The 13,776-nt window shown below is 39.8% G+C and carries 17 protein-coding genes; 1 reads left to right on the forward strand and 16 read right to left on the reverse strand.

Going from position 1 to position 13,776, the window contains the following annotated elements:
- Positions 1–876, forward strand: coding sequence for a sterol desaturase family protein (locus ACOQO1_RS12420; RefSeq protein ID WP_420603200.1), 876 nt, complete (start codon positions 1–3; stop codon positions 874–876).
- Positions 877–900: 24 nt separating this feature from the next.
- On the opposite strand, the gene ACOQO1_RS12425 is transcribed toward ACOQO1_RS12420, so the two are convergent.
- From ACOQO1_RS12425 to ACOQO1_RS12500, 16 genes are all read right to left on the reverse strand, one after another.
- A complete protein-coding gene (locus ACOQO1_RS12425; protein WP_420603201.1) occupies positions 901–1,236 on the reverse strand; it encodes a rhodanese-like domain-containing protein in 336 nt (111 codons plus the stop codon).
- Between the two features lie 39 nt (positions 1,237–1,275).
- The gene (locus ACOQO1_RS12430; RefSeq protein WP_420603202.1) at positions 1,276–1,659 is read right to left on the reverse strand and encodes a rhodanese-like domain-containing protein; all 384 of its coding nucleotides are present in this window, start codon (positions 1,657–1,659) and stop codon (positions 1,276–1,278) included.
- 3 nt (positions 1,660–1,662) lie between these two features.
- Positions 1,663–3,075 (reverse strand): MBL fold metallo-hydrolase, encoded by a 1,413-nt coding sequence (locus tag ACOQO1_RS12435; protein WP_420603203.1) that lies wholly within the window; start codon positions 3,073–3,075, stop codon positions 1,663–1,665.
- 54 nt (positions 3,076–3,129) lie between these two features.
- A complete protein-coding gene (locus ACOQO1_RS12440; RefSeq protein WP_420603204.1) occupies positions 3,130–4,863 on the reverse strand; it encodes a SulP family inorganic anion transporter in 1,734 nt (577 codons plus the stop codon).
- Between the two features lie 64 nt (positions 4,864–4,927).
- Positions 4,928–5,560, reverse strand: a complete 633-nt coding sequence (locus ACOQO1_RS12445; protein ID WP_420603205.1) for a Crp/Fnr family transcriptional regulator — start codon at positions 5,558–5,560, stop codon at positions 4,928–4,930.
- 109 nt (positions 5,561–5,669) lie between these two features.
- On the reverse strand, positions 5,670–6,068 hold the full coding sequence (locus ACOQO1_RS12450) for a GNAT family N-acetyltransferase (protein WP_420603206.1): 399 nt from the start codon (positions 6,066–6,068) through the stop codon (positions 5,670–5,672).
- A gap of 19 nt (positions 6,069–6,087) precedes the next feature.
- On the reverse strand, positions 6,088–7,242 hold the full coding sequence (locus ACOQO1_RS12455; protein ID WP_420603207.1) for a phosphatidylserine decarboxylase: 1,155 nt from the start codon (positions 7,240–7,242) through the stop codon (positions 6,088–6,090).
- A gap of 17 nt (positions 7,243–7,259) precedes the next feature.
- A complete protein-coding gene (locus tag ACOQO1_RS12460; protein WP_420603208.1) occupies positions 7,260–7,844 on the reverse strand; it encodes a DinB family protein in 585 nt (194 codons plus the stop codon).
- A 12-nt stretch (positions 7,845–7,856) separates the two neighbouring features.
- A complete protein-coding gene (locus ACOQO1_RS12465) occupies positions 7,857–8,183 on the reverse strand; it encodes a winged helix-turn-helix transcriptional regulator (RefSeq protein ID WP_420603209.1) in 327 nt (108 codons plus the stop codon).
- 134 nt (positions 8,184–8,317) lie between these two features.
- Complete coding sequence (locus ACOQO1_RS12470) at positions 8,318–9,400, reverse strand: sulfatase-like hydrolase/transferase (protein ID WP_420603210.1); 1,083 nt, start codon at positions 9,398–9,400, stop codon at positions 8,318–8,320.
- Positions 9,401–9,448: 48 nt separating this feature from the next.
- Positions 9,449–10,591: a type II secretion system F family protein gene (locus ACOQO1_RS12475; protein ID WP_420603211.1), complete on the reverse strand. Its 1,143-nt coding sequence runs from the start codon at positions 10,589–10,591 to the stop codon at positions 9,449–9,451.
- Positions 10,591–11,058, reverse strand: coding sequence for a PulJ/GspJ family protein (locus ACOQO1_RS12480; RefSeq protein ID WP_420603212.1), 468 nt, complete (start codon positions 11,056–11,058; stop codon positions 10,591–10,593). The genes ACOQO1_RS12475 and ACOQO1_RS12480 overlap by 1 nt, the downstream gene beginning before the upstream one ends.
- Positions 11,042–11,383 (reverse strand): hypothetical protein, encoded by a 342-nt coding sequence (locus ACOQO1_RS12485; protein ID WP_420603213.1) that lies wholly within the window; start codon positions 11,381–11,383, stop codon positions 11,042–11,044. The genes ACOQO1_RS12480 and ACOQO1_RS12485 overlap by 17 nt, the downstream gene beginning before the upstream one ends.
- On the reverse strand, positions 11,371–12,633 hold the full coding sequence (locus ACOQO1_RS12490) for a hypothetical protein (protein ID WP_420603214.1): 1,263 nt from the start codon (positions 12,631–12,633) through the stop codon (positions 11,371–11,373). Before ACOQO1_RS12490 ends, ACOQO1_RS12485 begins: the two co-directional genes overlap by 13 nt.
- On the reverse strand, positions 12,620–13,084 hold the full coding sequence (locus ACOQO1_RS12495) for a hypothetical protein (RefSeq protein WP_420603215.1): 465 nt from the start codon (positions 13,082–13,084) through the stop codon (positions 12,620–12,622). Before ACOQO1_RS12495 ends, ACOQO1_RS12490 begins: the two co-directional genes overlap by 14 nt.
- Positions 13,081–13,776 (reverse strand): Ig-like domain-containing protein, encoded by a 696-nt coding sequence (locus ACOQO1_RS12500; protein WP_420603216.1) that lies wholly within the window; start codon positions 13,774–13,776, stop codon positions 13,081–13,083. The genes ACOQO1_RS12495 and ACOQO1_RS12500 overlap by 4 nt, the downstream gene beginning before the upstream one ends.

Consider the following 13,776-nt stretch of genomic DNA (forward strand, 5'->3'; position numbering starts at 1 on the left):
ATGCAAGAATATATTGAAGCATTCACCAATGCATTTTTGGGGACCACTCAATGGACTTGGAAATCGATGTTGTTTCAAGTACCCTGGCAAACCAATTATTTTTGGGCACTTATTGTCATCTCAATTTTGGTTTGGGGATTGGAAATACTTTTCCCATGGAGAAAACAACAATCTATTTTTAGAAGAGATTTTTGGTTGGACGGTTTTTACATGTTCTTCAACTTCTTTGTTTTTGCAATTGTTATTAGTGGTTTTTATAAAGTTTTGGCCATCTTTCTAGGTGAACTTGGAATCACGGCCAAGAGTCTTGCACTTATTGATTTTTCCACATGGCCAGTTTGGGCCCAGCTACTCGTATTTTTCATTATTCTGGATTTTGTGCAATGGATTACCCATATTTTGTTGCATAAAATTCCTTTTTTATGGCGATTCCACCAGGTGCATCACAGCGTAAAAGAAATGGGGTTTGCGGCTCATTTGCGCTACCACTGGATGGAAAACATCCTCTACAAACCGCTCAAGACTTTTGGTGTTATGTTATTGGGCGGATTTGAACCAGAGCAAGCTTATATTGTACATTTTGCAGCCATAGCCATTGGGCATTTAAACCATGCCAATATTAAACTTACCTACGGTCCGCTAAAATATATTTTCAACAATCCCGTGATGCATTTGTACCATCATTCCTATGTGTTGCCCAAGGGCAGTTATGGGGTGAATTTTGGTATTAGCCTAAGTTTGTGGGACTATATTTTTAAAACCAATTATGTCCCAGAAAATAGTGGAACCATTCCATTGGGGTATCCCGGTGATGAGGCCATGCCAAAAAGTTTTTTGAAACAGCTGATCTATGGTTTTAGAAAGAATAAGGATTAATGGAGAGAGTTGATTTTACTCTCATCAATTCCAATTTCTATACCCTCCTTTTAAATCAAATATGCTTGAAAATCCCATTTTTACAAGTCTCCTAGCTGCCTTCTGACTCCTCATACTAGATTGGCAATACAGATATATGGGTTTTTCTTTATCCATTTTTGAAAAATCTGATTCAAATTCGGCTTTCTGAAAAAAATCAATGTTCAGCGCTCCATTAATATGACCTGATGCATATTCTTTTGGGGTTCTTACATCTACCAATTGCACATTGCCTTTGGAAATGGCATTTTTATATGTTTCCCCATCCAACACTTTTATAGCATCACTGTCCTTCCTGAAAAAGAAACTTAAGATTGACATTTTACACTTTTTTATTGATTAGCTTAGAAAACTGTTGCGCTAATTTGTGGCGCTCCAATCGTTATAACCCCCGGAGTATTCATAGATTTTCTTGAAGCCTTCCTGCTTCATTAGCTCTGCCGCGCGATTACTTCTTCCCCCCATTTTGCAATAAATGTAAACGGGTTCGTCCTTGTTGAGCGTAGAAATCTGATCAAGAAATTTTGCATCATCATTAACATTGAAGTTAAGAGCGTCATCAATGCGTCCATTTTCATATTCTTCAGGTGTTCTTACATCTATTAGTTGTACTTCTTTGCCTACTGCCATTTGCTGCAAGGTGGTTTTATCTATTTTTTTGACAAAACTTTCTTCCTGAGGTTGACATGATAGCTGCCATAGTAAACAAAGCCCAAATAAAACTGCTTTAGATGCATTGCGCATATATTATTTTTTAAGGGTTGTAGGGCATACAAAATCCGTTACCGGAATTCCAGCTTCCTTGATCGCTTTGAACCCACCGGCAACATCAACAAGGTTGTGAATACCTCGACTTTTTAGTATTGAGGCGGCAATCATACTACGATAACCTCCTGCACAGTGCACATAGAATGTTTTTTCTTCAGGAAACTCGGCCAAATGGTCATTTAGAAAATCCAGTGGGGTTAGCATAGCATCTTCCACATGCTCCGCTGCAAATTCAGATTCCTTTCTAACGTCAAACACTGGTACTTTTTCAGCCAATCTCTGTTTAAAAACACCTGCATTGATGCTTTCCACAGTATCAATTTCTTTCCCTGCATTTTTCCATGCTTCCACTCCACCTTTCAAATAGCCCAAAGTCCTATCAAAACCTACTCTGGAAAGTCGGGTAATGGTCTCTTCTTCTTTTCCCTCAGGGGCAACCAAAAGTATGGGTTGTTCCACATCTGCGATCAATGCGCCCACCCAAGGGGCAAAACTTCCGCCCAATCCAATAAAAATGGATCGCGGGATATGACCCTTGGCAAAATCGTCTTGATGGCGCACATCCAAAACCACAGCTCCGGTTTCATTGGCCGCCGCCTCAAAGGCCTCAGCGCTCAATGATTGTGTTCCTCTTTTTAAAACCGTATCTATGTCCTCATACCCTTCCTTGTTCATTTTTACATTTAAAGGAAAATACTGTGGTGGTGGCAAAAGGCCATCGGTTACTTCCTTAATGAATTCTTCCCTGGTCATGTTTGCCCTAAGGGCATAATTCATCTTTTTTTGATTGCCCAAGGTATCCACGGTTTCTTTCATCATGTTTTTACCGCAGGCCGATCCGGCACCATGGGCAGGATAAACGATAACATCATCCGCCAAGGGCATTATTTTGTTTCTAAGGCTATCATAAAGGGTTCCTGCCAATTCTTCTTGGGTCATATCCGCAGCTTTTTGTGCCAAATCTGGTCGGCCCACGTCTCCAAGAAACAAAGTATCGCCACTAAAAATGGCATGATCTTTCCCGTTTTCATCCTTTAACAAAAAAGTTGTGCTTTCCATAGTGTGCCCAGGAGTATGCAAGACTTTTATGGTCACTTTCCCCAAAACAAATTCCTGTCCATCCTCTGCTATGGTCGCATCAAAAGCTGTATTGGCATTAGGCCCATAAATTATGGTTGCTCCTGTTTCCTTTGCCAAAGTCACATGCCCGCTTACAAAATCGGCATGAAAATGGGTCTCGAAAATATATTTTATTTGGGCGTTATCTTCTTCAGCTCTTTTAATATAGGGTTTCACCTCGCGCAGAGGATCCACAATAGCTACTTCACCTTCACTTTCAATGTAGTATGCTCCTTGAGCCAAGCATCCGGTATATATCTGTTCTATTTTCATGTTTTTATTTTTGTCAAAGATAAGATTGATCGTATTGCTTTTTGGTTACTAAAGTTACAAATGCCCCTTTTGGGACTGCAATGATATCTTCTCCTGGATTTTACTTCTTTCTTTTTGATTGGTACAGTAATCAACGGCTTCAAATGTTTTTACAAAAAGGTTCTCTTTTCCAATGACATCAATAAGTCCACTACTGTGAAAAATGTCCCTTGCAGGGCCAATGGCACCAGTAATAAAAAACTGTATGCCTTTTGAATGGAGGTCTTGAACAATTCTTACCAATTGTAAGGCGGCGCTACTGTCTATATAATTTATGGCTTCTGCATTCAAGATAACATATTTTAAATCAGGCCCTTTTTTTTGTACTTGTTTGTACAGTTCTTTTTTAAAATAATCCTTGTTGCCAAAATAGAGCTGTGCATCAAACCTGATAATCAATTTATCGGCTTCAACCTCAACTTCATTCGCAAAGCGATCTATATTCTTAAAATAGTCCGTATCCTTTATTCTTCCCAATATGGCTATGTGGGGATTGGAAATTCGATATACTAGTAATAGCAGGGAAAGTAAAACGCCTAACAGAATTCCTTCTATCAACCCAATAAAAAGGGTCATTAAAAAGGTTATCAGCAACAAAAAGAATTCGTCTTTTCTATGTTTCAAAAGTTCAATGGGATATTTAAGGTCAATAAGCCCAAAAACCGATACCATAATTATTGCACCTAAAACTGCAGTTGGCAAATTGTGGAACAAGGGTGTCAAAAACAATAAGGTGCCAGCAATGAGCAATGCGCTAAAAATCAATGCCATTCCTGTTTTGGCTCCTGCTTGGTCGTTAATCGCTGTTCTGGAAAAGCTCCCAGATACAGGAAAAGATTGAAAAAATGACCCCAGTATATTGGATAACCCCAAAGCTCTTAGTTCCTGATTGGCATCCAATTCATATTCCGGATGTTTTTCTTCCAAGGTCTTTGCAATGGAGATGGACTCCATAAAACCAAAAAGAGCCACTGTGATGGCTATGGGCAACAGCTCTCCAAATGCCTTTGCATCCATATTCGGAACTTGGAAACCGGGCAGTCCGCTAGGAACTTCTCCTACAATATGGATTCCCATTGATTCCAAACCAAAAAATGAAACTGCCAAAATTCCAAAAACCACAACCAACAATGGAGTTGGAATCCTTTTGCTTATTTTATTCATTAAAAGAATGAAAATGGTGGTCAATACACCAAGAGTAAGTGTTGGCAGGTTCAGTTGTGCCAGGTTTTCAAAAATACTCGGGACAAGTTGATGAATTTTACTTGACTGAGGGAAATTAATGCCCAAAATGTGCTTTAACTGGCCCAATCCTATTAGGATCGCTGCCGCAGAAGTGAATCCGCTTATAACAGGTTTGGACAGGAAATTGACAAAAAATCCCATTCTTAAAAAGCCCAACAATAATTGTATGCTCCCAATTATCAGTGTTAAAAAAAGTACGGCGGCTATGTAATCTTCAATGTTGGAAAGTTGCAAAGCCCCAATTCCAGCGGCAACCAATAGCGAGTCCATTGCAACCGGACCTACACCCAGTTGTCTTGATGTTCCTGTAAGTGCGTAGATGAGTTGTGGAACTAGTGCAGCGTACAGCCCATAAATTGGTGGCATTCCAGCAATCATGGCATAAGCCATTCCTTGGGGAATCAACAGAACACCAAGGGTGGCACCAGCTATTGCATCGTTTATTAAAACTTTTCGATCATACGTGCTTATCCAAGATAAAAATGGCAAGTACCGTTTAAGCATTCAGTTTGAGTTTGTGTAAAAATAAGGAGCAAAGAGATGATTTACAGTAACAAAAGACACAAAATTATAAATCAAGAATTTGGATGTGATTTCTGTGGAGTTCCAATTTTTTCATCTTTTCCAGTTTTTTTAATAATCTGGACACCACCACTCTAGAGGTATGTAGATCGTAGGCAATCTCCTGATGGGTGTTGCGAATGCAGTTATCGTTGGCAACTTCCGATTTCTTCTTAAGATAGGCTATCAAACGTTCATCCATATTTTTGAATGCGATGCTGTCCACAGTATTCAAAAGTTCGTTCAAGCGATTGTGATAACTTTCAAAAACATAGTTTCGCCATCCTTTGTATTTGGCCATCCATTCCTCCATTTTTTGAACAGGGACCATAACCAATTCAACTTCTGTTTCCGTAATGGCCCTAATCTCACTTTTTGTCTGTCCCATACAACAGGCCATGGTCACCGAACAAGTTTCTCCTTGTTCCAAATAGTAGAGCAACAATTCGTCTCCTTCGTCATCTTCCCGCAGCACTTTTATGGCCCCGGACAAAAGCAATGGTATACTTCTTACATAGCTTCCAATATCCATAATGGTTTCCCCTGCAGGAAGCTTGACCAATTTTCCAGCCAGCATTATCTCGTCTATTAGTGGTGTTTCAAATAGATTTCCAAAGGTTTGTAGAAGTTCTTCTCTCATGGCGTTCAAATACACTTCTAATGTAGTTATTTTCCAAACGCATAAGGTAATTCAGAATGATAGTTTAAGATTTAAAAAAAGGCCAAGAATCAAATCTTGGCCTTTTTATTTATTTGGTGATGACCTTATACATCCCCGGGCTATCATCCGCTCGTTTTTTATATCCAAATTGATGATAAAACCCATCAACATTCTGGGCAGCCATTAAACCAATGAAAGCATAATCCTTTACTGTTCTATCCAAGAATTCTTCGATCCCTGCCAGAATCTGCTTTCCAATACCCTTGCCCTTATATTTTGGATGTACAACAACGTCTTGTACATAAAAATAAATAGCTCCATCACCTACAACTCTTCCCATACCTATGGCACCATCTTCCGCATGAACACAAATAGAAAACAAATCGCGTTGAAGGGCTTCTTCAACCTGATCATCCGAAAGAGGGTGCCAATCCGTTGTATTCCTCAGCATTTGATAATCCGATACATTCAATTTGTGTACTTCCATACCCAAAACATTTTGGCTCCTATTTTTTTAAACTCCCAATTTTTTGTCCAAGCTGCACACTTACGGAACTGAGCTTGTTTTTTTCGAACAACAATAATACGGTGGATCCTCCGTAGGCAAAATGCCCCAGTTTATCTCCTTTATATACTTCTACAGGAGCATTTTTCTGAACATCCTTGAATTTTTCTTCAAAAATCACAGAACCTATGGTCTGTAATCCAATTGGAATCATTGCAATATGTCCGTATTCCTTAGTGTCTATAATGTAATAGCCATGCCTAAAATCCTGAAAGACGCTATAATCCTTGTTGTACGCAACATTACCATTGTTGATCAGGTCAAGAATATCGGGCATGCCAAACAAACGCTTTCCGGCATCTTGTTTGGACTCCACCATAACGCCTGAAATTGGTGCGTGAAAATGATGATAATTGGTGGGCAACAAAAACACGGCCATGGCAGTTCCTCCAATAAACTTTTCAGAGAACGAAGACCCTTCAAGGAGTTCTTTCAAACTCAGGGTCATTCCTCCTTTGGTCGGAATTTCGGATTCCCATTGCACATCATTGTTTATCATATTGATTACGCCGTCTGCCGGGGAAACCAAAACGGAATTGTCATGAATTGCTTCAATGGAACGTGCTCCAGGCTTTAAATCCCTAGTAAAAAACTCATTAAAGGATTTAAAACCTCCAATGGGCATTACATATTCCTCATTCTTTAGATTGGTGTCCGTAAGCCATTCATCAATATTTTTTGTTGAGGCTGGGCTATCCATATACTTTCCTCTTTCCTCAACAAAATCCAAAGACCAGCTCAGTCCGGGCTCCTCCAATATAAATTTCATTCCGTCTGGATTTTTGTAGTACAGGAATGAAAATTCAATAATCCGATCAAGTCCATCTTCTGTATTTGGCAAAAAATAAAACCATTCGTTTAAAAAAGTATAGAGATCGTTAATGTTCTTGTTCTCCCAAGGATTGGAAGAACCGTCCGGCAAATCATGCACATTTTCAAACATGCGGTCTACCGTAGTTTTGAATTTAGCATCATTGATGTATAATGCCTTTAATTTTGTGACAGGTTTACTGTCCTGCTGGGACCATAATGTGAAATTGGTACAACATACCACATACACTACGAGTAAAACTCCTTTTAGAATTCCCCTTCTCATTTTCCTAGAATTTAATGTTAATCTACTTTGTTTAATGTGGAAACTTCGGGGGATAGTTTCTGATTTAAATATCTTTCTTTAATGATATTAAAATGCCTGAGTTCATGACCAGCTATATGATAGGCCAATGCTCTTACCGTTCGTTTGTTGATGATGCTGCCATCTGTTTCGATTCCTTCTCCTGATCTTAGAAAACTTTCTTCTGGTAGATTCTGAAAAAGGGATATGGTTGCTTTTCTAACGGTTTCATATTCTTCAAAGATACTGTCCAGACTCCTTTCATTTGCATTGGAGTACTTGGCGTAAACATCCTGGTCAAAGCCATGAAGGGGTGTTTGGTCATTTCGTGCATACCGCAATGCCCTGTACGCAAAAATGCGTTCATCATCTATCAGGTGGACCAATATTTCCTTAATGGTCCATTTACCTTTGTCGTATCTATGGTAAAGTTTTTCTTCAGGAATTTCATAAATGAACTTTTTTATTCTGACAAAATTCAGCCAGAGCTGTTCCAATATGTTTCCATTATCTTCCAAAAGGTCCATATAGATTCTTGAATACTGTGGGTATTCTCCTGAGGCGGGTTTATCAATTCTTCTCATTGTGATTGCTTTTTATTTGAAATTTTTGGCCCAAATTTTGGCCCATGCCCCAAGAGGCTCTATCAACTCGAACAGTTCCTTCCCATGTTCCGTTAACGCATAGCCTTCCACGGTCCTTTCTATTAAATAGGAATCTTTTAGTTCTTTTAGCCTTTTGTTCAAAGTGGTGGGGGAAATACTCTCGCAATATTCTTGAAGTTTTCTGAATGTGCTTGGCCCATTGTACAAGTGCCAAACAATTCCCATGGCCCAACTGCGACCTAAAAGGTCTAAAAGTGCCATAATTGGTGCTCCGGATTTAGATCCCCTGACCGGTTTTCCTGGTATTGGTAGTGACATAAAAATAGAATTGCTACATATTTGATAGCAAAACTACATAAAGTGTAGCATCTTGACAAAAAAAATTTCTGGGAATAAAAAACCCATGCCAAAGGCATGGGTTAAGGACAAACTAAATGAATCCAGCTACGTCTTTATAGTTTTAAGGGTTTTCCTGCTATCTCTTTTTGATTAACAGGCATTCCCAGTAATTGCAAAATAGTAGGCGCAATTTGATTTGTATATAATTGTTCATTGCTGGAAACCTCGCCCAAGGCTTGTACATTTTTACCAAAAGCCACCATCCATACTTGACCTGCGCCTTTTATTTTACTTCCGTGACCTGTCCATGTATTTAAGGGTTTTGTACCCCTACCATGATCAGTGGTAATGATAATTATAGTATCGTCTTTATAGAACTCATCTTGTTGGGTAAAGTCCCAGATTTCTTGGATTAGTGAATCGGTATTATTGGCCGCCTTTAAATAGGCCTGATAGTCTCCATCATGGGCAAAGTCATCTGTTTCACCATAGGCTATATACACCAATCTTGGGTGTTCTTTTTTCATATGTTCCAGCGCAAAATGGTGCGTAAAGGCATCCAAACGGACACTGCCCCATGGACTAGGAATCTGCTCTTGCAACTGGTTAAGGAATTCTTCTTTTTCATTTAAATTCTGCGTGGCAGCTTCAAAACCAGCATTTACCGGAACCCCTGAACGTTCTTCATTTACAATGAACGGAAACACATCCCAACTACCAAAGGCAGCCACTTTTCCCTTACCTTCTATAATATTGTTATAGCGCTCCAAAACGGTGGTGTTTGGATTATTGAATTTTCTGTTGCTATCAATCCTGGCATCATCCGCTTTACCTGTCAATATTTCATTGTATCCGGGATAGGAAAACCACATCGTGTTGGTCAGGTTCATTTTGCTCCCCAAAGTTCTGTTCCCATGCAATTGGCCCATTTTTGACACCTCATTCCAAAGGAATGGCATCAAGACCTTTCTACGTTCTTCAGGTGACTCACGCCAAAAAGTGTTTTTCAGCATAGTGGTATCATGAACATACTCCTTATTTGTAACAAGGAGCGGGTCTGCCCCTGTAAACAGTTCTTGCCAACGCAGCCCATCCATAGTTATTAAAACAATTTTTGGAGCATCTTCCGTTTGCGCCTGTATGGGAACAAATAGTAGAAAGAAAATCAAGAAGTACAGCATGTTTTGTTTTTTCATGGTAATGATTTTATAAAAGTTTTGAGAAATACATTTGTGGAGCAAGGGCTATCCCAAAACACTTCCCAGTTTAAACATGGGTAAGTACATGGCCACTAAAATTACTCCAACGCATATACCTACCACTAAAATAATCATCGGTTCCATTAAAGTGCTCAAAAGCTTTGATTTTTGCTGAACCTCAATACTATACTGCTGGTTGAGCCGCTCAAACATAAACTCCGTTTGATTGGTTTCCTCAGCCACTTTGACCATCGAAATCATTTTGTTGCTAAAAACTTTGTTGCCTTTAAGGCTATTGCTCAAACTTTCACCTTTCATAATCTTTGTTGAGACCAAATCAAGAGCTTCCCGCAACGGATAAAACTCAATCATTTTGCCAGCCAGTTCAATGCTGTTCAGAACTGGAACTTTTGAAGCGGTCAAAAGACTGATTGCCCTAGTAAACTGTGCTAAGTACACTGCTTTCAAAAAACTTCCCAGATAGGGCACCTTCATCAATAGGTAATCCATTCGCTTTTTAAACCAATTATTACCAAAAAGAGCCTTTCTCAAAAGCAACATACCTATAATAATCAAGACAATCCACCAGCCATAATCCTTGATAAAATCAGAAACGGAAACAATGAAACGGGTTATCCAGGGCAGTTCTACATTGTTTTGTTTAAAAATATCCTGGAACATGGGCACCACTAATCGCAGCATAAATATGACCACCAAAATTGCGGTCACCAAAATAATGATGGGGTAGGTCAAGGCATTTACCAGGTTCCTTCTTTGTTCATTTTTTTTGGCAAAGAACGAACCCAACTCTTTGGTTATGCTATCCAAGGTACCGGACTCCTCTCCTATTTTTATGGAATAGTACTCGTATTCGGTAAATTCTTTTTTATCCTTAATAGCTTCTGAAAAACTAGATCCGGAAAGTAGGTTTTCACCCAAGTTTTTGAACAACTCCTTTTGTTGTTCCTTTTTTTGTCCTTCTTCAATGAGTTGAAGCGCTTCTTTTAGATTGATTCCTGCTTTTAGCAATACCGCCAACTCTGTATAAAAATCCTCTTTCTTCTTATTCGAAAATGATTTTCCCAAAAAGGTGAGTTCCCTTTCCAGCAATGGAACTTTCTCTTTTATTTCACCACCTCTTTTATCTTGAGTGTTTGCTGTTGATATGTTCTCTAGATTAAAACCCATTAATTCATAAAATCTTCTGCGGTGTTCTTTTTAAAGACAAAAATCTTTTTGTCATCCTCTTTTTCCCCATTGGATAATTCAAGGGCGTCAATGGTTCCTTCTGCTACCTCTTCGCCCCTAAAATACAACTTCCCTACTTTCAAATCTGTATAGAAAGTATCCAAATCCCGGGTAATATATCCCTCGTAAAAACCATAGAGTTTTCCCCTTAGTTCATCGCCAACCAGTATTGAACTGTTCTTTTGGGAGAACTCAATTTGGGAATGGGAATTAAAATCGACCCACAATCCGTGTCGCAGCAAATTGTCTGTTGTTCTTTTTTCATAGTTGTCCCGAATTCCAAACATTTGTTTTTGTACAAGGCCCAAAATAGAAAATGCAAGCCCTACCACAATAATGGTCAGCAATAACACCACCAACATCTCGCTCAACGTCAATGCTTTTAACTTTTTATGGAGTATGAGCATTTTCTACAATTCGTTTTAAAGTTCTGGGTTCCGTACCCAGTTGTTCTGTAATCTCCATTAGCGCCGTTCCATCATTTTGATTTTCAACGCTGATTGTCCAATCATTCCATTCTTCATAATAAGGGGCGGTCAATTTTCCGTTGGAATATAAATATTCCACTTTATCAAGATGGGTCTTCAACGGTTGAAGATTACCTCTAACTTGAGCAGCAAAAAGATTGTTCAGAATAAGGCTCGAAAGCATAAAAATGACCACAATAAGCACGGTGGCCACCATGGTTTCCATTAAGGTCGATGCTTTTATCCGTTTTTTCAATAGAGCCATTTTGCCACTGCTTTTTCCTTGTTCAACAATAAGCCCACATATTGTTGGGGCAAAAAATCGGCATTGATGGTACCCCCAAACAGGTGGTTTTGGTATACGCTTCCATTTTCCAGCGCCATAAAAGCATTGGTGGTCACGTTACCAATGACATCCCCTTTAAGTTCCAAGTTCTTTTCGCAAAATACCTCACCATACACCGAGGCCTTTTCAGAAATAATAAGCTGTGGAAAAAACTGATTTTCTTCCGTCCGTTCAAAATAGGCCACAATGCCCTTGATGGAAGTCCCCGGTCCAATTTCAATATTAGGTTTTCTGCGCTCCTTGGGGTTCGGCCTACTTCCCCTATCCACGACCAACGCTGATGGATATTCCAAATTGACCCTCCGGTTCACTTTGATACGACTGGATGCAATGGCCTGCAAGTTGCCTACAAACCCATTTTCAAACTCAATTTCCGGGGCGATGAGCACTACATCCTGCAGCTTGGCATTTTTGCCTACAATGATTTTATGCGTTGCCACAACCATAATATTTCCACTAAGATTGACTCCGGATAACCGTAAAACATCTCCCTGGATATATTGGGTTGGCAACTCAAACGAATTCGCCAATTGCAACCTATTGGAAAAACGGATACTGTTCCTTCCGGACATCCCCCCCCTATCCAACAGCAATTGTCCAATGTGCGATTTCACTTCTGGCTCAATGGGTGGCAAAGTTTTGGTGCTTTGCTTCACATTTCCATAGACCGGTCTTGTAAATTGATAAAACCGTCCTCTAATACTCCCTGGGCGAATACCTTGTTTGGGTAAATAGGCATTTCCTGTAATTTTTGCCTTGCCAGCAATGACCATGGGCCTATCATTATCTTTTAGATAAAGTGCGGGGAAATCCATATCCACTCCCCCTCCAACCAAGGCGCTTTTGGTGAACCTGTTCTTTTTGAATTGGGAAACCACAGTGATTTTTTCAAAAATGCCCCAATTGGATTTTATGGCCGTGGTCTTTATACCATCTTCTTGTTTCAAATCGATGGATACGGAATCGTTCAATTTTAATTTTTGCCCCATGGCTTGATGAAGGGCAAAATCTGTTCTTTTGATCAAATCGATGGTCTTGGAAGCTTTCTTGTCAAAAAGGGAGTGGGTATGGTACAACAGTACAAAAGTCAATAAAAGCACGGCAATCACGGCTCCAATGAACAGCACAAACTGTAAAGATCCTGCCTGTAGTTTTTTACTGCGTAGCATTTTGAAGGGATATGGTCTTTAAAATGCCCTTGTATTTCACCCGAATCTTACTGGATGACCCACTCATCAAGGTGACCTCAGCTTGGGAATTGCCCTTGCGCATCAAATATTGGTTGCCTGAAATGGTCACAAAAAAGATATGGTTCTTGGTATTTTGGTCCGTGATCAAACCCGTATAGTTAATGCTCGGAAATTGCACTTCCTTTTTTTTGACAACCCTTTTGGATTTCTTTTTGGAAGGTGGTAATGTTCCCAAAAAAGGATCACGATAATCTGCCAAAATACTGAAAGTGTCCTTTTTGGCCACTTCTTTGGGTTTAAAGTTGACATTTTCGGCCAAAGCTGGGGTTTCTTCCTCCGATGACAAAGCGCCAAGCACTTTAAACCCTATGATACCCCAAATGAGCAACACAACTCCCAATAGCACATATGTCTTGGTATTTTTGTTCAATTGGTAATGGTAAAATTAAAGGTGGTGCTCAAATCACTTTTGTTGCCAGCTGCATCATAGGCCCCGACCACCCAATAAAAAGTTCCTGCCGCTAAATTGGCACTATAGGCCTTGTTGGCCCCCAGAGCTTTAGTGGAAAGGGTTGTCAAGCTTTCATCGGAATAGATAAAGATACTGTCGCGCTCTGCAGTCCCAGGTACATCTTCCCGGGTCCATGAAAAGTCAACGGTTGCTTCACTTTGTGAAGCTCCATTTACAGGAGCCACCAATTGTGGCGTATTGGGCGGGGTCACATCCAGATTTTCATCCCCGTCCACTTGAAAATTGCTAAGGGTATATGCGGTTTGGTAATCACTGTTCAAAGCCTTAATGCGCCAAGCATAGTTGCCATTGACCAGAGTCTGCTTGATTCGGGTACTGACCCGGTCCAAACTATCCAATTCAAAAATACTGTCCAATACCAATTGTTGGGCGGCCTCAAAATTAGGGGCGGCCAATTGAAATCGATATGAAGTGGCATCTTCAACCTTGTCCCAATTAAAGTTTACGGCATTGTCATTGATCACCGTATTGTCCAAAGGAGCAAACACCGTAACAGTTTGGTTGGAAATATCGGGCACTTCCAAAATATCCTCACAACTATATGAAATGGCCAAAATTAGGGCAAGGCCTATCTTAAATTTGTTCATCAT

Origin of the sequence: Flagellimonas sp., from assembly GCF_965222555.1 — a bacterium.
GTDB lineage: Bacteria > Bacteroidota > Bacteroidia > Flavobacteriales > Flavobacteriaceae > Flagellimonas.